This is a genomic window from Marichromatium sp. AB31 (assembly GCF_003718685.1).
GTDB lineage: Bacteria > Pseudomonadota > Gammaproteobacteria > Chromatiales > Chromatiaceae > Marichromatium > Marichromatium gracile.
This window is the reverse complement of the sequence record NZ_RHFI01000005.1, coordinates 109,302-130,798: the sequence shown is the minus strand read 5'-3', so window position 1 is coordinate 130,798 and position 21,497 is coordinate 109,302. Positions and strand designations below refer to the sequence as shown.

At 69.9% G+C, this 21,497-nt stretch carries 18 protein-coding genes; all 18 read right to left on the bottom strand.

From position 1 onward, the window contains the following. Positions 1–403: 403 nt before the first annotated feature. The 18 genes from EBL84_RS06105 to EBL84_RS06015 all read right to left on the bottom strand — a co-directional run bounded on the left by EBL84_RS06105 (position 404) and on the right by EBL84_RS06015 (position 21,481). Positions 404–592, bottom strand: coding sequence for a DNA gyrase inhibitor YacG (locus EBL84_RS06105; protein ID WP_123140006.1), 189 nt, complete (start codon positions 590–592; stop codon positions 404–406). 3 nt (positions 593–595) lie between these two features. Next, on the bottom strand, positions 596–1,363 hold the full coding sequence (zapD, locus tag EBL84_RS06100; RefSeq protein ID WP_123140005.1) for a cell division protein ZapD: 768 nt from the start codon (positions 1,361–1,363) through the stop codon (positions 596–598). Between the two features lie 347 nt (positions 1,364–1,710). Further along, positions 1,711–3,687, bottom strand: coding sequence for an LOG family protein (locus EBL84_RS06090; protein ID WP_123140004.1), 1,977 nt, complete (start codon positions 3,685–3,687; stop codon positions 1,711–1,713). 126 nt (positions 3,688–3,813) lie between these two features. Further along, complete coding sequence (locus EBL84_RS06085) at positions 3,814–5,526, bottom strand: GspE/PulE family protein (protein ID WP_123140003.1); 1,713 nt, start codon at positions 5,524–5,526, stop codon at positions 3,814–3,816. Positions 5,527–5,567: 41 nt separating this feature from the next. Then, positions 5,568–6,290 (bottom strand): type II secretion system protein, encoded by a 723-nt coding sequence (locus EBL84_RS06080; RefSeq protein ID WP_190287897.1) that lies wholly within the window; start codon positions 6,288–6,290, stop codon positions 5,568–5,570. 7 nt (positions 6,291–6,297) lie between these two features. Beyond that, complete coding sequence (locus tag EBL84_RS06075) at positions 6,298–7,494, bottom strand: type II secretion system protein (RefSeq protein WP_123140001.1); 1,197 nt, start codon at positions 7,492–7,494, stop codon at positions 6,298–6,300. Beyond that, a complete protein-coding gene (locus EBL84_RS06070; protein ID WP_123140000.1) occupies positions 7,491–8,708 on the bottom strand; it encodes a type II secretion system protein in 1,218 nt (405 codons plus the stop codon). Before EBL84_RS06070 ends, EBL84_RS06075 begins: the two co-directional genes overlap by 4 nt. Next, on the bottom strand, positions 8,705–11,281 hold the full coding sequence (locus tag EBL84_RS06065; protein WP_148040270.1) for a type II secretion system protein: 2,577 nt from the start codon (positions 11,279–11,281) through the stop codon (positions 8,705–8,707). Before EBL84_RS06065 ends, EBL84_RS06070 begins: the two co-directional genes overlap by 4 nt. Positions 11,282–11,301: 20 nt before the next feature. Beyond that, positions 11,302–12,540 (bottom strand): type II secretion system F family protein, encoded by a 1,239-nt coding sequence (locus EBL84_RS06060; RefSeq protein ID WP_123139998.1) that lies wholly within the window; start codon positions 12,538–12,540, stop codon positions 11,302–11,304. An 8-nt stretch (positions 12,541–12,548) separates the two neighbouring features. After that, positions 12,549–14,150: an ExeA family protein gene (locus tag EBL84_RS06055; protein ID WP_190287896.1), complete on the bottom strand. Its 1,602-nt coding sequence runs from the start codon at positions 14,148–14,150 to the stop codon at positions 12,549–12,551. Next, positions 14,134–14,841, bottom strand: coding sequence for a tetratricopeptide repeat protein (locus tag EBL84_RS06050; RefSeq protein ID WP_123139996.1), 708 nt, complete (start codon positions 14,839–14,841; stop codon positions 14,134–14,136). The genes EBL84_RS06055 and EBL84_RS06050 overlap by 17 nt, the downstream gene beginning before the upstream one ends. After that, on the bottom strand, positions 14,838–16,493 hold the full coding sequence (gene mshL, locus EBL84_RS06045; protein ID WP_190287895.1) for a pilus (MSHA type) biogenesis protein MshL: 1,656 nt from the start codon (positions 16,491–16,493) through the stop codon (positions 14,838–14,840). The genes EBL84_RS06050 and mshL overlap by 4 nt, the downstream gene beginning before the upstream one ends. Before the next feature lie 52 nt (positions 16,494–16,545). Next, positions 16,546–17,361, bottom strand: a complete 816-nt coding sequence (locus EBL84_RS06040) for a Tfp pilus assembly protein FimT/FimU (RefSeq protein ID WP_132228610.1) — start codon at positions 17,359–17,361, stop codon at positions 16,546–16,548. Next, on the bottom strand, positions 17,354–18,112 hold the full coding sequence (locus EBL84_RS06035) for a hypothetical protein (protein WP_123139993.1): 759 nt from the start codon (positions 18,110–18,112) through the stop codon (positions 17,354–17,356). The genes EBL84_RS06040 and EBL84_RS06035 overlap by 8 nt, the downstream gene beginning before the upstream one ends. A gap of 37 nt (positions 18,113–18,149) precedes the next feature. After that, positions 18,150–18,788 (bottom strand): hypothetical protein, encoded by a 639-nt coding sequence (locus EBL84_RS06030; protein WP_123139992.1) that lies wholly within the window; start codon positions 18,786–18,788, stop codon positions 18,150–18,152. Continuing rightward, complete coding sequence (locus EBL84_RS06025; RefSeq protein ID WP_148040269.1) at positions 18,785–20,269, bottom strand: hypothetical protein; 1,485 nt, start codon at positions 20,267–20,269, stop codon at positions 18,785–18,787. The genes EBL84_RS06030 and EBL84_RS06025 overlap by 4 nt, the downstream gene beginning before the upstream one ends. Next, positions 20,175–20,654: a hypothetical protein gene (locus EBL84_RS06020; protein WP_123139990.1), complete on the bottom strand. Its 480-nt coding sequence runs from the start codon at positions 20,652–20,654 to the stop codon at positions 20,175–20,177. Before EBL84_RS06020 ends, EBL84_RS06025 begins: the two co-directional genes overlap by 95 nt. Further along, positions 20,651–21,481 (bottom strand): prepilin-type N-terminal cleavage/methylation domain-containing protein, encoded by an 831-nt coding sequence (locus EBL84_RS06015; protein ID WP_123139989.1) that lies wholly within the window; start codon positions 21,479–21,481, stop codon positions 20,651–20,653. Before EBL84_RS06015 ends, EBL84_RS06020 begins: the two co-directional genes overlap by 4 nt. Between the last annotated feature and the right edge of the window lie 16 nt (positions 21,482–21,497).

The window sequence follows — 21,497 nt, the reverse complement described above, 5'->3', positions numbered from 1 at the left end:
GCAAAGCGCAGCGTGCCCATCGAGGCGCACGCAGGCGCCGGGCACGCTGCGCTTTGCCCGGGACGGGTCGCTGTTGGCCGGGAATCGACCGTCATCCACGCCCAAAACCCCTTCGTGTCCTTGGTGTCTTCGCGGTTCGAGTCAGCTTCCAGCGACCAGCCGCCAGCGGGTTGAACCGCAAAGCCGCAAAGGGCGCGAAGAGAAGAAGGGCTTCCAGCTGCCAGCCTCCAGTGAGGAGGCTGGATCGTCTTGTGCGCCGCAGTTGACTGCAAACCTAGACTTCAGGCCGCTCGCTGAAGGTCGGTCAGTGTCTTTGCGTCCTTGGCGGCTTTGCGGTTCAATCCCGCTGGCCGCTGGCCGCTGGCCGCTGGCCGCTGGCCGCTGGCCGCTGGCCTGGGCCGACTCAATGCTCCGGCGATGTCTGCTGGGGCGGGATCTCGGGGTCGGTCGGTTCGCTGATGCGGTGGTTCTCGTTGAACCACTCGCCGAGGTCGATGAGGCGGCAGCGCTCGCTGCAGAAGGGGCGCCAGGGCGAGTGCTCGCTCCATTCGACGGGGGCGGCGCAGTTGGGGCAGGGGACGGTGATGGACATGGATCAGAAAAGACAGCAGGTCAGTCGGAAGGGGATGTCGTCGCTGGTCTGGGCCGGGCGCTCTTCACTCTCGATGGTCATGAAGCGGATGCTGAAGCGGTTCTTGTGACCGCTGACCTCGGGGTAGAGTCCGCTGTTGGCATCGACGCCGATGCGCACCAGTTGTGGCGGCACCTGGGTCTCCAGCGCCTCCTGATAGAAGCCCGCCTCGGCCATGGCCTGACGCGGCGGGGCGCTGGCGCGTACCAGCGAGAGTGTCAGCGCGATCGCCTGGTGGGCCGGGCGCAGGTCCTCGAGCCAGTCGGCCAGACGCTGTTGACGCTGTTCGGGCGGTTGCAGCAGCCAGTGGTGGAGTTGCGGCAGATCGAAGCTGCAGCTGCCGCCGGGGATGCTGTTGCGCTGGGCGACGCCCTTGAGGAAGTCGTCCTCGCGGGCGATCTGGCCGATTGGAACATCGATGGCGAGGATGGCGTTACGCGAGCGCTCCAGGTCGCTGAGCACGCGCTCCAGGGCGCCGGGGTCGACGCCGGGCCGCGAGGCGATGCGGCGCAGGGTCTCGAGCGTGCGTTCGAGTTCCTTGAGCAGCTCGTTGCGCACATCGGCGCGGGCGGTGATGGCGACGATCTCGATCAGGCTCTCGAGCGCGGCGCGCGTCGCCCAATCCTCGGGCTGGGGCGCGAAGTGATCGAAGCGCTCGAACAGGTGTTCGAGCCGGAGGAAGGTCCGGGTGCGCTCGTTGAGCGGATGTTCGAAGGTCAGGACTGTCGGCACGGCGGATGTCTCGGGATCAATTCGACCCTTGGCTCTCGGTGGCTGGCGCGGTGCGCGGCCCCCGGCTGACATTGACCGCCGACGCCCGACGGGCGTCGGCCCCTCGCTCGATTGTGCGGCTTTTGTTCACAGAAGTCACGGGGGGATCGGGCTATGGCCGCCAGCCGCCAGCCGCCAGCCGCCAGCCGCCAGCCGCCAGCTGCCAGCTGCCAGCCGCCAGTCACCAGCTACCAGCCACCAGTCACCAACTACCAGCGGGCGTGTGCATTCAGCCGCAGCGATGAGTGAAGGCCGACCTTTCCCTACTGGAGGCTGACCGCTGGTGGCTGACCGCTGATCCCCCTTTCTCAACCCAGCCGCAACGCCTGCTTGTAGAACCTGGGCACGGCGTCGGGGTCGCTGGTCATGAGGATGTCGTCGAGCAGCCAGTGCGGCATCCGGCCCTGGTCGGCCATGTGCGCGAGCTGGGTCTGCAGGCCCTCCCAGTAGAAGCCGTCGCCGCAGCCGTCGAAGAACACCAGGGGGCCGGACTCGATCACCCCGAGCTTCATGTCGGTGAGGGTCAGGCCGATCTCCTCGAGGGTGCCGACGCCGCCGGTGAGGAAGATGTGGAAGCTGGCGATCTCGAACCAGCGCTGGCGCGACTGTCGGCTGCGGCTCTGGAAGGTCTGGTAGAAGTCGGCGCTGTCGTTGGGCTTCTGATCGATGGTCTCGATGAAGCTCGAGCCGACCATCAGCCCCATCTCGTGGGCCACGTCGGTGACCTGCTGCATGGCCCCGGGGCCGCCGCCGGTGAGGATGCTGATGTCGTTGCCGAAGAGTCCGCGCAGGTTGGTGAGCAGGCGCTCGACCTGGGCGATGCCGTGGTCGTTGAGCGGTCTGGTCGAGCCGTAGATGGCGAACACCAGGGTGTCGTGGAAGCGCGAGACGTTCTCCGGTGCGGTGAAGTAGCCGCGCAGCCCGCGGAAGACGTGCTTGACCACGTGCCCCCGTGCGTCGTTGCACCAGAACACCTCGATCCCCAGTCCCTCGTAGTCGGCCAGCCGGCCATGATCGCGTGCCGAGAGGAAGTGTCCGTGCTCGAACGAGGCGCGGCGGAAGATGATCCGGCCGATGCGTTGCTGCAGCGCGGCGGCGCAGATCTCGGTGTGCTCGACCAGGTTGGGGAAGTAGCCCAGCAGCAGGGTGGCGCGCGCGCCGTCGGGGAGTTCGGAGAGCACCGAGGTGCCGCACTCGGGGCGGGTGTCGAGCCTCAGTCCCTCGGCCACCAGCCCGGCGGCGAGCTCGGTGCCGCGACGCGGATCCGGCGGGGTCTGCGGCTGGGTCCAGATGTGCTCGGGCTCGTCGCCGACGCGCAGTCGCGCGGGGGCGTGGCTGATCGCCATCATCCGGTGGGAGTAGTGGTCGCGGTTGGCGCCGCTCTCGAGCCGGTCGAACACCGCCTTGAGGGTCTCGAACTCCGGGTCGGGCTGGTTGCCCGGCTCGCCCTGACGCTCGGGGCCGCCGTGCCAGTAGCGACGACGGGGTTCGAGTGCGATCGCCTCGTGGACGGTGGCGGCGACGCTGGGGTTGATGATGAGCTGGTCGGAGCGGTTGATGAACTCGAGATAGATGTTGGTGCCTCGGGTGGTGATCGGATCGAGCACCGTGGCCTGCAGGTGCAGCCCCAGCGCCTCGTCGAGGTTGCGCAGCACCACGTAGTGACGATGGAGGAACATCGAGCAGGCGGTGACCAGCCCGTCGCGCGGGGGCAGCTCGATGTGCTCGACCGGCTCGCGGATCTGCAACCGGTTGAGCAGGTCCTTGCCGTCGGCATGAGTGGCGATGGCGGTGACCTGCTCGATACCGAGCGGCTGGGCGAAATGGAAGATCTGGCGCTGCGGGCGCAGGATCAGATAGCCGTTGCTGTCGATCGAGAAGCCGGAGGGTACCTGGATGGCGTTGTCGCGGATCAGTCGGTGGATCTCGGTCGAGTCGAGTCGGGTGTCCTCGGGACAGAACACCAGTCGCCCGACGCGCAGTCCGGGGACGACGATGCGCTCGAGATGCTCGCCGATGCCGTAGGAGGCGATGGCGGCGACGATCTGCAGGCGCAGGTCGCAATAGGTGTGGTCGAAGGTCGGGGCCGGCGCGGCGGGGACGATGTTGATCCCCAGTCGCGCCAGTCGGCTGCGCGCGGCGAACAGCAGCTCGGACTCACGCCCGGCGACGCGGGAGCGGAACTCGGGGCCGAGTGCGAAACGGGCCTCGACCAGGAATCCCTCGTCGGTGCGCTCGACGACCTTGGTGATCCAGCCGTCGCTGGTCTGTGGAGTGGCGTACATGGCAGCATCCTGAAACGATGGTGTCAGGGAAGGCGACCCGATCGATGGTACGCCTCCATCCCCGCTCGCGCGACCAGGGGGTGTTGGCCTGGGCGTGACGATTGCGTGACCGGTCTGCGGCGTGGCTCAGGCCGCGGGCTGCTCCAGTGTCTCCATGAACTGGGGGCCGAACAGTCGGCGCAGCTCCTCGCGACTGGTCTGACCGGTGCGCAGTCGCTGCAGCGCGACCTCGCGCATCGCCACATAGCGTCCGGGTCGCTCCAGCATCTCCACGCCGCCGCGCGGTGCGCCCTCGCCGATCCAGTGCGCCAGGGTCTCGTCGATCAGCAGGAGTTCATAGACCAGCACCCGGCCGTGATAGCCGGTGTGGCGGCACCGTGGGCAGCCGACGCCGCGATACAGCGGCTCGCCGCGCTCGGCCAGGTCGCGGGCGAGGTCGTCGCCGAGGTCGGGCTGGCGACAGTGCTCGCAGAGCCGTCGGGCGAGACGTTGGTTGACCACGCCGATCAGTGCCTCGGCGATGGTCGCGGCGGGGATCTTGAGGGTGCGCAGCCGGTTGACCACCGCAAACACGCCGTTGACGTGCAGGGTGGAGAGCACCAGGTGGCCGGTCTCGGCCGCGCGCATCGCCGCCTCGGCCGTCTCGCCGTCGCGGATCTCGCCGACCAGCATGATGTCGGGGTCGTGGCGCAGGAAATGGGTGATGGCCTGGTCGAAGCCGTAGCCGGCGCGGCGGTTGACCTGGGTCTGGGTGGCGAAGGGCAGGGAGTACTCGATCGGGTCCTCGACGGTGATGATGTTCTTGCCCGTGAGCCCCTGGGCGCGCAGTCCGGCATAGAGGGTGGTGGTCTTGCCCGAGCCGGTGGGACCGGTCATCAGGATGATGCCGTGGGGTTGTTCGAAGAGCGCCTGGAGCAGCGGCAGGTGCGCGGGCAGGAAGCCGAGTTCGTCGAGCCCGCTGATATAGGCCCCGGTGGGCAGCAGACGCAGCACCACGTTCTCGCCGTGCGGGGTGACCACGGTGGAGACGCGGACGTCGTAGGTGTCGTCATTGACGGTGGTGGTGAAGCGACCGTCCTGCGGCAGCAGGCTGTCGGCGATGTCCATGCCGGCACGCACCTTGATCGCGGCGGTCAGCCGCGCCAGCACCGGCTCCATGCAGTAGACCGGCAGCAGTACCCCGTCGATGCGGAAGGAGAGATGGATCGAGCGCGACTCGGGCTGGATGTGGATGTCGGTGGCGCGTTCGGCCACGGCATAGTGGAGGATGCGCGCGAGCAGGGTGTCGGTCGAGAGGGTGTTCTGCTGGTCGAGCCGGAGCTTCTCGTACTCCTGCACGAAGGCGCGCTCGAGGGCGCTCGACTCGTCCCCGCCGAGCTGTGCGATCAGCTTGGGGACGGCGGAGAACTCGGTCTGCAGCAGCCGGACCCGCATCCCGGTGCGCCGGTCGATCAACGCCATCAGTCGCTGCGGGTCGGCGTTGCCCATCGCCACCCGCAGCTCGCCGTCGACCACGTCGATGGGACACATCCCGTGGTTGATGCAGAGCTCGCGACGGAACAGCTCGCGGACCTCCTCGTGTGGTGGCGGCAACTGCTCGAAGGGGCAGTAGGGCAGGTCGTACTGCACCGCCAGACAGCGCGCCACCTCCTGCTCGGTGACCAGCCCGAGCCGGATCAGCAGGGCGCCGAGCGGCTCACCGCTGACGCGCTGTTTCTGCAGCGCATAGACGATCTGCGAGCGGTTGACCGCGCCGCTGGCGAGGAGCTGCTCGCCGAGCAGCGGACGCTTGTGCTGGATGGGGCCTGGCGGGGTGCTGGGGGCGATATCGGCGGGCATGATGCGGGCTCGGCTCTCGTACGGTTCGGGTTCGGGGCGGGTCAGTTGCAGTCCATCGAGACATGGACGGTGAGCACGTCGATCTGCGACTCGTCGGTCGCCGCGCCGCCGCCCCAGGCCTGTGCGTTGGTCATGCTCCACGTCCGGCTGCTGGTGATGTCGGCGCGGTCGGCGTACTGCTCTTCGCGTACGCAGCCGAAACGGGCATCGACCAGTCCATCCTTCTGGGCGTCGATCATCCGTGCCAGGTCGGGGGTGACCCGTGTCAGGATCATCACGTTGTGCGTGTCCTTGCGATAGCTGCCGATCGCGCCGTCGGGGACGGCCCAGTCGAGGGCCTGGAAGCAGACCTCCATGTCCTGCGGGTTGCCGTTGCTGTCCTGATAGCCGTAGTGGGTCTCGAACCCGACCCCCCGCCCCGAGGGCAGGCTGACGCCGGCGGCGAGCATGGCGTTGACCAGGTCATTGTCGCAGACCGCGTTCTCTTCCTTTCTCTCGCCCTTGCCCTCGTTGACCAGCCCGGTGGGGCTGGCCGGGTTGTCGAGCAGCACGTGGCCCTGGCCGACGGTGTAGCTGCCGTAGGCGTTGTGCCAGCCGCCGATGAAGATGAAGTCGTTGATCAGCTTGACATAGGTCGACTGGCGCATCAGATCGCCGCCGACCTTGGCCATGCTGATCAGCATGCCGATCACGATCAGCGCGATCGACAGCTCGAGCAGGGTGAAGCCGGCGGCGCGGCGTGGCGGGGTGGTTGGTCGGTTCATCGCGGGGTCACGGGTGCTGGTCATCGAAGACGCCCAGTGCGTCCTGGGCGCGGACATTGTTCCTGACGGAGTCGTAGAGCGGGTCGAGCTGGTTGTCGATGAGATCGTCGAGCTCGTCGAGCCGGCCCTTGACCTCGTCCTCGATCTCGACCTTCTCGACCAGCGCCAGGGCGGCGAACACCGCCCCGCCGGCGGCGGCGGCGACGCCGCTGGTGGCCACCACGACGGCGCCCGACTTGGCGCCGTAGCTGTTCATGGTGGCGGCGATGGCCACGGTCAGCGAGGCGCTGGCGCTGGCGATCCCGGAGGCGGCGGCGGCGACGTCGGAGGCGCCGCCGAGGACGTCGGCGCTGGCCATCTCCTTGACCACCTTGAGCTGCTCGCGATAGTCGCGTGCGGCCTGGCGGAAGATCGCCAGCGTGGTCTCGACGTTGGGGTGAGCGTGTCCGCTCGCCGCGATCACCCCGGTGCAGCCCATGCGCTCGCGCAGCTCGTTGAAATAGCGCACGTGTACCCGGTCGTCGTTGCTCGCCGAGATCGGGCTGGTGGGGTGCTCGAAGGCGGTGCGGGTGGCGGTGTTGGGCGAGTTGCGCCCGTCGAACAGCGAGCCGTCGGCGTCGCGATCGGCGGTCCCGGGGTCGACCAGCAGATAGGCGACGTGCTCCTGCGCCGTACTCGAGGCGATGTGCACATGGTCGGTCGAGAAGGTCTGGTCCTGTGCGGTGCCGAGCGCCTGACAGAGATCGAGGCTGTTGGCCACGCCGAGCGCGCGCGGCGCGCCGGTCGGCGGCAGGCCCGCGGCGAGATAGGGGTGGAGGCGGTCGCGCCGGACGGTCAGCGCGGTATCGAGGCGCGGGTCGGCGCTGTCCGGGCGGACATAGACGGCATAGAGGAAGTCGTAGTCGCTGGCATTGCGCAGCGGCGCGCCGAGCCCGAGATCGACATAGGGCAGCAGGCCGATGACGGTGTCCTCGTCCTCGTGACCGTCGCCGTCGGCGTCCGCCCAGGGCAGACGGGCATGAACGAAGGCGAAGCCCTCGAGCGCGGCATGGGTGCTGACGACGCGTGGCGCGACCTCGGACTCGCGCACCGCCTCGCGGGTTGCCGGCAGCAGCTTGACCGCGAGCATCGCCACCGCGCCGAGCGCGAGCATCGCCACCGACAGCTCGATCAGGCTCAGGCCCTTTTGTTGATAAGCGTTCATTGGTACCAGCCGCGTCGTTCCAGGGTCATGGTGTTGTTGACCCGTGTGTTGCGATCGTCGATCACCTCCAGCAGGTTGTCGCGCGCGTTGCGCGCCTGCTCCAGCGCGGTCGCCTTCTCCTCCTTCTTCTCCTCGATGTCCTGCGCGCCGGTGGTGATCGAGTAGGCGGCCATGCCCATCGCATAGGCACTCAACGCGATCGCGCCGCCCTTGGCCGCGGCGCCGGTGGCCGTGGCCAAGGCATCACCGGTGCCGATGAGGTTGCCGACGACGTCGAACACCGCGCTGCCGATGGCGTGCTCCTGTGCCGTCTCGGCGTGGTCGAGGTTGTCGTGACGGATCTCGTAACCGAGGCGGCGGAAGTCCTCGAACCATTGCTGGGCGCGGGCGAGGTCGTCGGCGGCATAGGCGTCGCGCGCCGAGGCGTTGACCCGTGCGATCAGTCGGGGGCAGTCGAGCAGCGCGGCCAGCGTGGTGAAGCCGAGCGCCTCGACGCGGTCGTCGTAGACCGGCGGGGCGTCGCGTTCGCGCCGTCCGGGCGAGGCGAATGGCGTGGCCCGGTTGTCGCTGTCGACCACTCCGTCGGCGCCGGGGTCGACCAGCACCACCGCCATCCGCACCCGGGTGTCGGGCCGGTCGAGGGCGCGCACCGCGAGCATCTCCGCCGGCGTCTCGCGGGCGCCCTCGACCAGCGCCACGCAGAGATCGAGACCGTTGATCCCCGGCGTCGGCGGGCTGTAGGTCGGTGGCGCGCTGCCCGAGGGCTGGGTGATCCCGCTTTCGTTGGTGCTCGGGTTCCACGGGCCGGGGGCGGTCCAGCCGGCGGCGGCGGGGAGTTGCGGGTGGAAGTGTTCGGTCGGCTCGGTGAGCAGGCCGGCGACGGCGTAGCGCAACGCGAAGCCCTGGGGGTTGCGCGGCGGTTCGGTCAGCCCGAGGGTGCGATAGGGCACGAACCCGCTCGCCACCTCGCCGCCACAGGCGGCTGCGGCCTCGCCGCTGGCCGCGCTCGTCGCCGGACAGGGCAGTCGGTCGTGACTGACGAGATGGCCGATCAGCGCCTCACGCACCCGCTCGAGATCGCCCCCCGGGCGCTCGGCGCGATTGAGTTCGCCGAGCGCCTCGAGCAGTGGCGGCATGGCCATGAAGGTCAGTCCGCCGACCAGCAGTGCCACCGACATCTCGACCAGGGTGAAGCCGCGCTGCTTGGTGTTCATCGTCCCGTCCCCAGTTCGTCGGCGGTGCCCAGGATCTCGAGTCCGGCCTCTTGCTCGAAGCGATCGGGCAGCGCGCTGGGGGCCTCGACGTCGTCGAACTCGTCGGGCAGGTCCGGGTTGGGGTCGGCGCCGATCGCGCCCGGGTCCGGCTCGACCCGGGCGATGCACTGGCCGCTGTCCGGGTCGTACTGCTTGCCCTGCTCGCCGCAGCGATAGCCCTCGATCTCCTGCTCCAGGTTGGTGACCTCGTCGGTCAGGCGATCGACCTCGATCTGTGCCTGGCTCAGCTCGATCTGGGCATTGCCGAGCGCGAGATAGCGGTCGTAGAGGGTCTGGATGTGCTGCGCGAGGTCACAGGGCTGGGCGTCGTCGCACATGCCGCCGTCGCCGAAGCCGTCGGTCTTCGGCGGCTCGAGCGCGAGACCGGCGCTCTTGAGTGCGTTGAGCGCGCTGATCCAGGTCTGCTGGGTGGTGCTGGCGTTGGGCCGGAGCGCGGCGGCGTCCTTGACCTTCTGACAGTCGCCGCAGGCGCCCTTGAGGTTGGTGAGCGCGGTGCCGATGGCGGTGTAGTCGGTGCTCTCGGGCGCGGCGTTGATCTGGTTGCGCAGGGTGTCGCAGTCGGTGCTCGAGGCGCCGCTGCAGATACCGCTGTCGGCGAGCACCGTCTGGATCGCCGTGTTCAGCGCGGCGCGGGCGGTGAAGTGGGGCTGACGCGCGGCGTACTCGGCGATCAGCGCGGCGTCATAGGTCTTGAATTTGTCGGCCTCCTGCTCGAGCCAGGTCTTCTGGGCATCGGCCTGGGCGAGCGTCTCGGTCTGCTGGGCGCGGGCGTCGGCCCTGGCGTCGCGTCCGGCGGCAAGCGTCGAGCAGAAGCTGTCGCGGGCGTCGCTGTCGAGCGTCGCGCCATTGGCCTTGCCGGTGTCGCACGGCTCCTGGCTGATGTCGATCATGCGCTGGGCGCTGATCTCGGCCTCCAGCGCCGTGACATGGCCGTTGAGCGCGATGACCATGCCCGGCTCGCCGGGGTTCTCCTCCAGGCTGATGCCGCAGGCGGCGCGGGCGTCCTCCAGCGTGGCGCCGCCCTCGATCTGTTGCTGCATGCAGGCCTCGACGGCGGGGTCGGCGCCGAGGTCGGGGTCGAGGTCGCCGAGGCGTTCGAGCCAGGGCGCCATCTGCTCGGGGATGCGCGCGTTCATGGCGTCGAGCTTGGGCTGGATCGCGGCGGTGGCCGCGTCCCACTCGCCCTGTCGTTCGGTCACCCTGGCCTGTGCGGCATCGCGGGGGATGCGCGCCGCGGCGAGGTCGGCGCGCGCCTGGACGAGGTCGTCACCGAGCTCGGCGATCTTGTCGCTGAAGTCGGGCGCAGGGGCCTCCGGCGGGTTGAAGTCGGCATCGCAGCCGGCCTTGATCTTGTCGTAGATGAGCCCGTACTGGACGGTGTAGACGCCCGCCGCAGCGGTGGTGACCGAGGACAGACCCAGCGCGACCGAGGCCAGGCCGGTCCCGGTCGAGGCGAGCACCAGGGCGGCGGTGTGGATCGGCAGGGTGACGCAGCCGGGCAGCACGAAGGGCGGGATGCAGGTCGCCGCCGAGCGGGCGATCTGCACGCCGGACTCGGTGACCTGTTCGGTGGCCGCGCCGATCCCGGTCCCGGTGGAGTAGATGTCGACGGCGCTGCGCGCGGTGCCGACACCGGCGAGGATGGTGCCGAGGAAGGCCGATTCGACGTTCGAGTTGGTGAAGTCGCAGACCTCCTGCTGGACGGCGAGCGCGTCGGCCATCAGGTTGAGGCTGCGGCGCACGATGTCGCAGGTGAGCACCCCCTCGACCTCGGCGAAGCCGCGCACCAGGGTCGAGTCGTCGTAGCGGTTGCGGGTGAGCGGGGTACCGGGGGCGTGGAACACCGGGCGGTCGAGAGCCTGGTTGAGCCCGTCGTAGAGCCCGAGGGTGCCGCTGCCCTGGCCGTCGGCGTTGAGCCGGCCGGGGACGGCGAGCGCATAGGCGACGTTGTGTTGCGCCCCGTCGCTTGCCTCGGTGTGCAGCAGCGCGGTGTCGAGCGCCTTGCCGGCGGCGGTGTCGAGCGCCATGCAGTAGTCGAGCAGATTGATGTGCCCGGCGCCGTCGGTGAAAGGGTACTCGGTGCCGTCGCTGTTGCGCGGGTGGAAGAAGTGATCGTGACGGGTGAGGTCGATGCCGGCGCTGTCGCGATAGACGCCGTAGAGCAGCGGCACCTCGCCGGCGGAGTAGGTGCCGGCGGCCATCCCCAGGGTGCGGTAGGGCAGATAGCCCTTGTCGACGGCGCAGTCCTCGTGGCCGTCGCCGTCGCCGTCGGGACAGGGCAGGCGGCGTTCGCGCACCATGAACTGCAGCAATTGACGATCGGCCAGCTCGAGCAGCGCCTGCCCCTTGATCTCGGCGTTGCGGTCGCGGGTCTGCTGGGTGAGATACATCACCCCCCAGATGGCGCTGGCGGTGAAGGTCAGGATCAGCAGCATCTCGATCAGCCCGAAGCCGCGCTCGGGTGGTCGCGGTCGGGGAGGTTGGGGGCTGGGGTGCGAGTGTGCTGGGATCATGGTGCGGCCTGGGGCGAGACTCAGTACATGGTGGTCTGCGAGATCAACTGGTAGACCGGGAGCAGGAACACGGCCACCACGAAGATGAAGAAGACGCCGGCGATCGAGATCATCAGCGGCTTGAGGATCTCGGCCAGGGAGTCGACGGTGTGATGCAGCCGGCGGCGGTACTCGACGGCGAGATAGTCGAGCTGCTCGTCGAGGTTGCCCGACTGCTCGCCGACGCTCACCAGACGGATCATCAGCCGCGGGAAGACGCCGGTAGCCTGGAGTTCGTCGCTGAGCCGGCTGCCGTTGCGGATGCCCTCGCGTACCCGCTGCAGGTGGCCGCGATAGTGCGGGTTGCGCATCGCCTCCTCGAGCACCGCCAGCGCCTCGCTGAGGTTGACCCCGGCGCGGATCAGCAGGCTCAGGTATTCGGTCATGAAGGCCAGCGCCGAGTCGCGGATCAGCCGCCCCGAGATCGGCAACCGCCACAGCAGCGCGTAGAGCCGCTGGCGCAGCCAGGTGGTGCGGGTGATGAGCAGGATGGTCAGCGCCAGGCCCGCGAGCAGCGCCCAGAACCAGTCCTCGATCAGCCGCTGCAGCCAGCCGGCGACCGCCATCGCCTTGATCGTCAGTGGTGGCAGATGGGCGTTCATCTGCAGGAACATCTGCTGGATGTTGGGCAGCACGTAGTCGATCCAGAACAGCGCCGCGAGCAGCACCACCAGGGTGACGAAGACCGGATAGATCAGCGCCTTCTGCACGTCCTGACGGATGCCGCGCACCCGGTTGAGGTGCGCCGCGCCGTCGAGCAGCACCCGGTCGAGGTTGCCCGACTGCTCGCCGATGGCGATCAGCGACAGCACGGTGCCGGGGATGATCTCGCGATGGCGCTCCATCACCGCGCTCAGCGCGCTGCCGCCGCTGACCCCGATGTGGAGTTCGTTGATCACCCGCGCCATCGGGCTGCGTCGGTTCTCCTCGCGCAGCTCGACCAGCGCCTGGTCGATCGGCAGGCCGCAGCGCAGCATCACCCCGAGGTTGTGGAGGAACTCGGCGAGCACCTCGGTGGGCACCGGGCGGCGGGTCAGGCCGATCATCAGGTCGATCAGTCCGCTGGCCGGCCCGGGCAGGCGCCACAGCCGCAGCACGGTGTCGTCGTGACGCTGCTCGATCATCGCGCGCGCGGTCAGGGTGTCGCTGAACTGGAACTTCTCCAGCCGCCATCCGGGGCGGCCGAGGTCGTCGGCATAGCGATAGAGGAAATAATGCATGGCGCGACTCAGGGTGAGGGACAGCTCAGCCGGTACCGGGTCGGCGGATCGACCACCCCGCTCGCGGCCAGGCCCTGCGCGGACTGGAAGGCGCGCAGCGCCGCCAGGGTCGAGCTGCCCATGATGCCGTCGACGGCGTCGGGCGCGAGGTGGCCGAGCGCGGCGAGCCGCTCCTGGAGCAGGCGCGCGGCGTGCGAGCGCTCGCCGAAGGTCGGCTGGGTGGCGGCAATCGCGGTGCGATAGAAGGACAGCCGCTCGCCCTCGCCGAGATCGAGCGCGGGCCGTCCCTGACAGTTCTCGGTGATCGTCTCGCGGCTGCGCCAGGCGACCCACATCGCCCCGTCGTCAGGCTCATCGGTGGCGCCGTCGTCGAGACCGAACAGCCTCGGGTAGGCGGCCATCAGGGTCGCGAGGTCGGCGCCCGTCGCGCCGGCGCCGGCGGGCGCGCTCGGCGGTGCGCCGCTGTCGGCGGGGCTGGTCGGAGGTTCGCGCATGCTCATTGGGGCGTCGGCGTCGGCGTCGGCGTCGGCCGTCGGTCTCGCGTCGGTCGTGGCGCTCTGTTGCGCCGTCGCCTCGGTGTCTGCGCTGGGCTGGTGCGCGCCGAGCGCCGCGAGCTGTGTCTCCAGCCAGGGACGGAGTTGTTGCTGACGGCTCCAGCCGAGGCTGACGAGCGCGGCGAGCAGCAGTGTCAGCAGCAGCGCGAGACGCCAGCGCGGCGCGCTGGTGGTGCGCGTCGGCAGGGTCCGCAGCCCGGTATCGGCCTCGGCGACGGCCAGCCGCATCAGTCGTTGGTCGATGCGCAGACGCGGCTGGTGGAGCAGACCGTAGAGACAGCGATCCATGATCAGGTTGATGCGTCTGGGCAGACCACCGCTGGCCCGGTGCAGCAGGCGCAGCGCCGCGCGATCGAGACCGATGCGCTGGGCCGCGCCGGCCTGATCGAGCCGATTGAGCACATAGCCCCGGGTCTCGGCGCGGCTGAGCGGGGCGAGATGGACGTGCAGGGTGATGCGGCTGTTGAGCGGTCGCATCTCGAAGCGTCCGAGCAGGCCGAGGATCTCGGGCTGGGCGACCAGTACCACCTGCACCAGCTTGGTGTCGCTGGTCTCGAGGTTGGAGAGCTGGCGCACCAGCTCGAGGGTCGCGGCGTCGAGGTTCTGGGCGTCGTCGAGGATCAGCACGCAGTTGCGCCCGGCCGCCTGCTCGGCGCGGAAGAAGTGGTGCAGGGCCTCGAAGTAGGGCTGGATACCGAGCTGCGGCGGCGGCAGCTCGGCGAGCCCGAAGCCGCGGTGGATCGCGGCGATCAGCTCGCGCTCCTGGGGGACGCCGTGGAGGATCAGCGCGACCCGCTCGCCGGCGGCCTCGAGCTCGCGCATCAGCCGCCGCATCAGCGTGGTCTTGCCGATCCCGACCTCGCCGGTGACCAGCATGAAGCCCTTGCGTCGCTCGATCAGGTGCAGCAGCTCGCGATAGCCCTGATAGGTCCGCCGGCTGGGGAAGAAGCGGGTCTCGGTCGGCGTCACCGGGAAGGGGTCGCGACTCAGTCCCAGCTCGTCGAGATAGGGCGGCGCGCCGCCGGGGACGGTATCGCGCTCAGTGGCTGTAGGCATCGTGGTGCTGTCTGACATCGGGGTTGTTCGGGTGGCGGCTGTAGAGACGCGCGACCCGCTGTCTCGCCTCGGCGAGCGCGCCCTCGCGCCAGTCGATGGCGGCGAGGTTGAGGTTGGCCTCGAGGTCGTCGGCGTCGTAGCCGAGCACCTCCTGGTAGGCCTGACGCGCGGCCTCCAGCTCGCCGCGGCGCAGCTGCAGGAAGGCGCGCATGCGCACCACCGCCAGGCTGTCCGGGCCGATCATCGCCTCGGCCTGGGCGAGCAGCTGGTCGGCCTCGTCGAGCCGATCGGCCGCGCAGGCGCGCGCGAAGTCGGCGGCGATCTGGCGCATCGCCAGCAGCGCCGGATCGGGCGCGTCGAACAGCGGTGACTCGATCGTCCCGCTGTCCGGCGTCGGCACGGGGTCGATCGCCGGCGTCTGCTCGGGCGCCGCCAGGGGGGCGGGGGACGGTCCGCGCGGCGCGCGCGTCTCCGTCGACGGTGCCGGCGCCGGGGTCGCGATCGCCAGTGACGGCGGTGGCTCGGGGCCTGTCGGTTGGCTGCCGGCCAGTGGCCACAGCAGTACGCCGGCGCCGACCAGCGCTCCGCCGGCGATGCCGAGCGGCCAGCCGTGTCGGCGCCGTGCGGTATCGCCCAGGGCGCTCAGGTGCGGGGCCTCGCGTGCGCGCAGACTGGTGAAGATCAGGCTCACAGCAGGGTGACGCGCAGCGCGATGACCAGCTCGCGGGCGGTGGTGGAGTGACCGCGCCCGCCGAACAGATACTCGACCCCGGGGATCTCGGTGAACGGCGGGATGCCGTCCTTCGAGCGGCTGCCGGTCTCGCTGATCATGCCGCCGAGGATCACCAGATCGCCGTCGCGCATGTTCAGCGAGGTGGTCATGCCCTTGAAGCTGACCTTGGGCAGCGAGATCGACTGGTCGTTGCCGATGTCGACGGGGTCGGTGCTGCCCGGCTCGACCTGGGTCTGCATCGGGTTGATCACCAGGCTGATGGTGCCGTCGTCGGCGATGAAGGGGATGACCCCGAGCAGTACGCCGTCGAAGACGTTGCCGGTCTTGGTCTCCCAGGTGCTCTCGGGGTTGTCGGCGGTGCCCAGCGAGGTGCGCGAGACCTCCTTGAGGAAGCTCGAGTTGCTGCCGACGCTGACCAGCGCCGGCTGGGTGTTCTTGACCCGCAGCGAGGGGTTGGAGAGCACGTGGACGTTGCCGAAGGTGCGCAGCAGGTTGACCGCGACGCTGTAGTTGTCGTTGCCGGCGACCAGTCCCAGCCCCGGGTTGCCGCTGTCGCCGATGCTGGTGCCGGGGATGGTGATGGCGCGTCCGATGCCGCCCTCGTTGGGCAGGGCCGAGTCGATCGAGCCGAGCCCGATGGCCTCGGGGCCGTAGAGCGCGGCGATGTTGCTCTCGAGCTGCGACCAGTTGACGCCGAAGCGGAACTTGTCGCTGAGTTCGACATCGATCAGCTGCGCCTCGATCAGCACCTGACGCTGCATCACCCGCTTGTAGCGCGAGATCAGGTCGTCGATGGCCTCGAGCTGTGAGGGGCGGGCGCGGACGAAGAGCACCCCGGTGTTGCGGTTGAGGGTGTAGTTCGACCCCTGGGCGGTGGCCGGGTCGACGACGCCGGGGGTGGTGCCGAGGATCACCCCGAGCATCGCCTCGATCTGGTCGTAGGGGTCGGCGGTGTTGGTATTGCGCCCGTCGAGCTGGAAGCTGCTGGTGATCCCCGAGGAGCCGCTGCTGCCGCTGTTGCTGCTGCTGCCGATGTCGTTCATGGCGCTGGCGCCGAAGACGTCGCCGCCGGCGTTGAAGCTGGCCGTCGAGACGGTCTGCAGGAAGCCGAGGTGGAACACCCGGCTCTCGTGCTCGTAGACCTCGATCAAGCGGTCGTTGACCCGCGCCGACATGTCGATCTTGTCGAGCACCACCTGCAGCACCTTGGAGGCGGGCATGTCGCGCAGCTCCAGGGTGAGATAGCGCGGCTGGCTGCCGAGCGAGTCGGGCAGCGCCAGGCTGAGCTCGGCCTGGCGCGCCACCGCCTGGAGGATGCTGCGCGCGTCGGTGTCCTCGACCACCAGGGTCACGCGGATGGCGTCGAGCGGGTTGTAGCGCGGTGCGATCGGTTGCGGCGGCGGGGCGACCGAGCGCTCCTCGACCCGCTCCTGCAGCGCACGCTGCAAGGTGCTGAGCTTGCGCGACTCGGCCACCAGGCGCTCCTGCAGCGCGCGCTGGGACTCCTCGTCGATGTCGACGGTGCGGTCGAGGTCGACCTTGGCCGGCCCGGAGCAGCCGGTGAGGAGGATGAGCGCGAGGGCGATCAGGGGCGCCGTGTTGTTGATCATGTGCATGGTTTTCCAGGGCAGAACGATTCGTTGCGGGGTCTCTTGGACCGGGTCAGCGACGCCCCACCGTCAGCAGCTCGCCGGCCAGCCGGTCGAAGCCGATCGCGATCACGGTGTCGTCATAGTGTTCGGTCGTCGGGGTGCCGGGGGCGGCGAAGCAGCGCGAGTTGATGGTCAGCGGGGTGTGCGGGCCGTCGAACAGATCACCGTCGAGGTCGGCGTCGCGCGTCCCGGCGCTGAGCACCAGGAAGGCGACGTTGGGCCGCTTGTTGCCGACACAGTCGAGCGTGCCCAGCGGGCCGTCGTCACCGGTCAGGTAGGGGTTGGTGTCGTCGCGCGGCTGGGCGGCGGCGAGGCGCAGTGCGCGCAGGAAGGCGCCGCGTCCGGCATAGGGGCCGTCGCCGGGGAGCATGCGCGGGGCGGCGTCCTGTTGCCACGACGGCGGCTGGGCGCTGGTCAGGTCGACCGCGCCACTGCGATAGACGGCGTAACGCAGTCGGGTGTAGAGCCGGGTCTCATCGGCGCTGGGGGCATCCAGCCCGAGGGTGCGGAAGGGGACATGGCCGAGCCGGTTGGCGGAGACGTCGCCGCAACCGAGCTCGCCCGCGCCCTCGCGCCCGTCGGGGTCGAGCCCTGCGCCGATGTTGCCATCGGCGCAGGGCAGGCGGTGATAGCGCCGCGCGTATTCAAGCACGGCGTCGAAGACCTCGCGCTGCAGCGCGGCGAGCGCCTGGGCGTCGCTGCCGTCGCGCGGATAGCTCGGCAGCGAGGCGCGCCCGACGCTGATCGCCACCAGCAGACCGGTGATCACCAGCACGAAGGCCATCTCCAGGGTGGAGAGACCGCGGTTGCGGTGCGGGCTAGTCATGGTCCCGGCTCCGTAGCGAGGAGAGATCGACCACCGGGCGGTTGAGCTGTGGGGCCAGGGATTCGAGCTCGCTGGTGTACTGGCGCAGCCGCGCGATGTCGGCCTGCTCGCCGCGGGCCGCCTCGCGTTGGATCAGTCCGTTGAGCTCGACCATGCGCTCGGAGGTGCGCAGTATCCCGGCCAGCGCCGCGAGGTCGAGCACGCTGTCGCGCCCCCGCTCGCGCAGACCGTCGTCGAGCGCCTCGATCATCCCGGCGAGCTCGCCGAGCGCCGGGGGCTCGCCCGAGAGTCCGCGCTGACTGTAGGCGATGAGTTCGTCGCGCAGCCTCGCCACCCGTGTCTCGGTGTCATCGTCCGGCGTTGCGGGGCGCGCGGCGGCAGGCGGTGTGCTCGTCGTCGTGCTCGGCTGTCCGATCGCCGGGTCGGCCGCGAGACTGGCCGCCTGTTGCTGGGTCTGCTGTGCCTGGCGCCCGGCGTCGCTGAGCGCGCGATAGCGCGCCATCAGCGCCTCGAGCTGCGGCGGCGCGTCCTCGGGCAGGGGTGGCGGCGGGGGTGGTTCGGGGATCCGCCTCACCACCGTCTCGGGCGCGCGCGGCGGCACCACCGCGATTGCCGGTGGCGGTGCGCGATGGAGCGCCTCGAGCGCCTCGAGGTCGCGCGGTGGGGTGAAGATCCACCACAGCGCGAGGCCGGTGGCCACACCGAGCACGATCGCCAGTGCCAGTCGGGACCACTGATAGGTACTGTTCATGCGCGCCCCCGGATCGGGCGGCGCGGTGGCCGGTCGATCATCGCACCTCCGCGTCCGGCGCGATCGCCGGGCGGGTCAGCATCTCCTCGGCCAGGCGCAGCTCGATGCGCCGGCGCTGGCCGTCGCGATCGAGCCACACCACCGCCGACTCGATGGCGACGAGCCGCACCCGCGCGTCGACCGCCTCGCCCGGGGCGAGCAGCCGGCCATTGACCAGTGCATGGCTGTTGTGTCGCGCGGCGTAGATCAGCCCGACCTCGTAGTCCAGCCACCAGGGCTCGACATCCTCGGGCAGTGGCGGCGTCATGGTGCGGCTGGCGGGGCGTGCGGTGGTCTCGCTCGTCAGTAGCCTGGAGCGCTCGCTGGTGCCCGCGGCGGCGAGGGTGGCGCTGTCGCCGAGCCGTGGCGCCGGGGGCTGCGATCGCGACCCCGGGCTCGCCAGCAGGGCTTGCGTGGTCGCCGCCGGGGGCGGGGTCAGGCCGGTTGCGGCGAGCCGCGCCTCGAGTTGCTCGAGCAGTCGCAGGTGTGCGGCGAGTTCACGCTCCATGCGCGCGAGCTGCTGCGCCGAGCCGCGCTGGATGAACGCCTGGCGCGAGTGGTCGAGGTGCGGCACGATCGCCGCCACCAGCGCGGCGCCGATCAGCCCGATGAAGACTCGGGTGGTGGGCTTGTTCATGGTCGTGCCCCCGTTGTCGCCGGCGTGTCGTCGCTGTCCTCTCCGCGCGCGCCGCGCCAGATCGCGGCGAGGCTGAAGGTGTTCTCGCCGCTGTTGCCGGCCTGGATCGTCTGGTCGACGACCCGATAGCCACGCTGGCCGAGCGCCTCGACCAGGTGACGCTCCTTCTCCATGGTCGGGTAGAAGGCCGCGCTGCTTCCGGTGAGCACCACCATCGCCACGCCGTCCTCGACCACCACCGAGAGCTCCTGCAGTGCCAGCCCCTCGGGGAGGCTGCGCTGGACATCGCGGACCAGCCGCGGCAGCGGCGGGACGCGATCGCGCAGCGACTGCAGCTCGAGCAGCGCGAGCACGTCGGCGGCCTGCTCGGCGGTGGCGATCGAGCCCTGGTGGGTGCGCTGCAGTCGCGCCTCGACCTCGTCGAGGTCGGCGACGGCGATGCGCTGCTCGGCGAGCCGTTGCTCGAGCGTCCGCGCCTGTTCGCTCCAGCGCGTCCCCTGCCAGGCGAGCGCCGCGGCCAGCACCAGGAAGCTCAGCCCCATCCACGGCAGCAGCGACAGCAGCAACAGTTGCGCGCGCTGCGCCGGGGTGGCATCGGCGATCGCCTCGCTGCTGGTCTCGAGCAGCGCCGGCAGCGCGCTCTGGAAGTCGGGGTCGTGATCGATGGTGCAGGCGGCGCCCAGGCGGCCCCAGTCCATCCCCGGGAAGCGTCGCTGCAGCGCGTCGAGCAGCCGCGTCCCGGTCTCCTCGGTGAATTCGCCGTGACCGATCAGGGTGGCGTGGGGAGGCAGCGGATAGGCGCGACCGAAGCCCTGGTCGTTGAGCTGGCGATAGAGCCGCTCGGCGACCAGGGTCGGGTCGGAGCCGGCGAGCACCGGCATGCGCTCGGCGAGCATCACCTGTTTGTCGATCACCACCATGAAGCTGATGTCGTCGGGCTGGAGCAGCACCAGCAGATGGCTCGCGCGCCCGCGTCTCAGCGCCCAGGCGAGCATCGCCGCGCCCAGCGGGATCAGCACCTGATGCTGGTCGCTGGTCTTGACACGCTTCTGGTAGCGGGTCCAGACATCGAGCGGCACCACGGTGTAGAACACCCGGTAGGCATCGCGCAGACGGGTGCGCTGATGGACGATCACCCGCGAATAGGCGTCGATCTCGCCTTGATCTCGCAGGCGCTTCTCGATGATCGGTGCGATGTCGGCGACCCGGCTGTTGACCAGCATCACCCCGAAGGCGGCGCCCTGGTAGTCGGTGAGCAGCCACAGCGGGGCGGTCGGCGGGGCGTCGAGGTCGAGTGGCTGTGCCCGATCGCCGGCGATGCGCAGTGCGCGGCCACCGAGATCGATTGCCTTGGTCCAGTTGATGACGGCGGACTCCTGGTCGGGGTTAGCGGGAGTAGTAGGTGCCGAGCAGGGTGAACTGCAGCGCCTGGGGGCCGTCGTCGTCCTGATCCTGGGTGAACAGCCCCGGCTCGCCACCATTGGCGCGGATACTCAGCGCGTCGGTGATGAAGAAGCCGTCGGCGTCGGGCGCGGTGCTCAGCAGATAGGCGTCGACCTGCTGGCGTGAGAGCATCCGGCTCTCTACCCGCAACTGGCGCTCGCTCCAGTCGGCGCGGCGCAGTGACTGCGCCTCGATCATCGGGCGCCAGCGCTCGAAGCCGGCAGCCGCCTGCGTCCAGCGCTCCAGCGTGGCCAGTCCGCCGGCGGCGCTGGAGAGTGTCTGGCTTGCGCTCTGGTAATCGTATCTGGCCTGTTGCAGTCGCTGCTGGGCGTCGCTCGCGTACCAGGAGCCGGCTGCCAGCAGCAGGGCCGCGCCGAGGGTGAAGGCGGCCTGGGTGGTGCCGTTGATCGAGCCGCGGATCATTGGTCCATCCGCCAGTGCGCGGTCAGCAGCATCACCGCATCCTCGTCACGGTTCTCGCCGATGTCCTCGGCGGTGGCGTTGAGGCCGCTGTCACGACGGAAGGTGTTGTTGCCGCCCCATTCGTAGCCGGGCTCGCGGACATTGGTCTGGGCATGGTTGCTCAGGGTGGTCTGCTCGCGGAAGCGGCCCTCGCGCGCGTCCGGCGCGCCGTCGATCATCTGGTCGAGGCTGCGCGCCAGATCCGGGGTGAGCCCGCGCAGCACCATCACGTTGCCCGAGCCGCTGGCGGTGGTGTCGGGGTTCCACTGGAAGCAGATCTGCAGCTCCACCGGGTTGCCGTTGCTGTCGGTGTAGAGATAACGATCCTCCTGCCCCTCGGCGCGTCCGGCCGGCATGGCGATGCCGGCGCGCTCCATCAGGTGGTGGAGGTTCTGCTCGGAGAGTGCGGCGGGGTCGCCGAGCCCGACCGAGTTGGCCGGGTAGCCCTGCCCATGACACAGCCGCTGGCCGGTGCGGCTGTAGTTGGCGGGGATACCGGCGACCTGGCCGTAGCGGTTGTTGAGCCGGGCGTCGGCGCCGCTGACCATGTAGGTCGGGGCGATCTGGCTGTCGCCGACCACCACGCCGGTGCGCTGGAAGTGGATGTCGTAGGCGCGCTTCCAGCCGCTGACGAACTGGAAGATGCGTTTCGACTGGGCCTCGCGGACGATGTCCTTGGAGATGGCGATGCCGCCGAGGATCATGCCGATGACCACCAGCACCACGGTCAGCTCGACCAGGGTGAAGCCGCCCTGTGCGCGACGGGCGGCGGGGGTGCGCTGCTGCATTGCGTTACTCCACCGA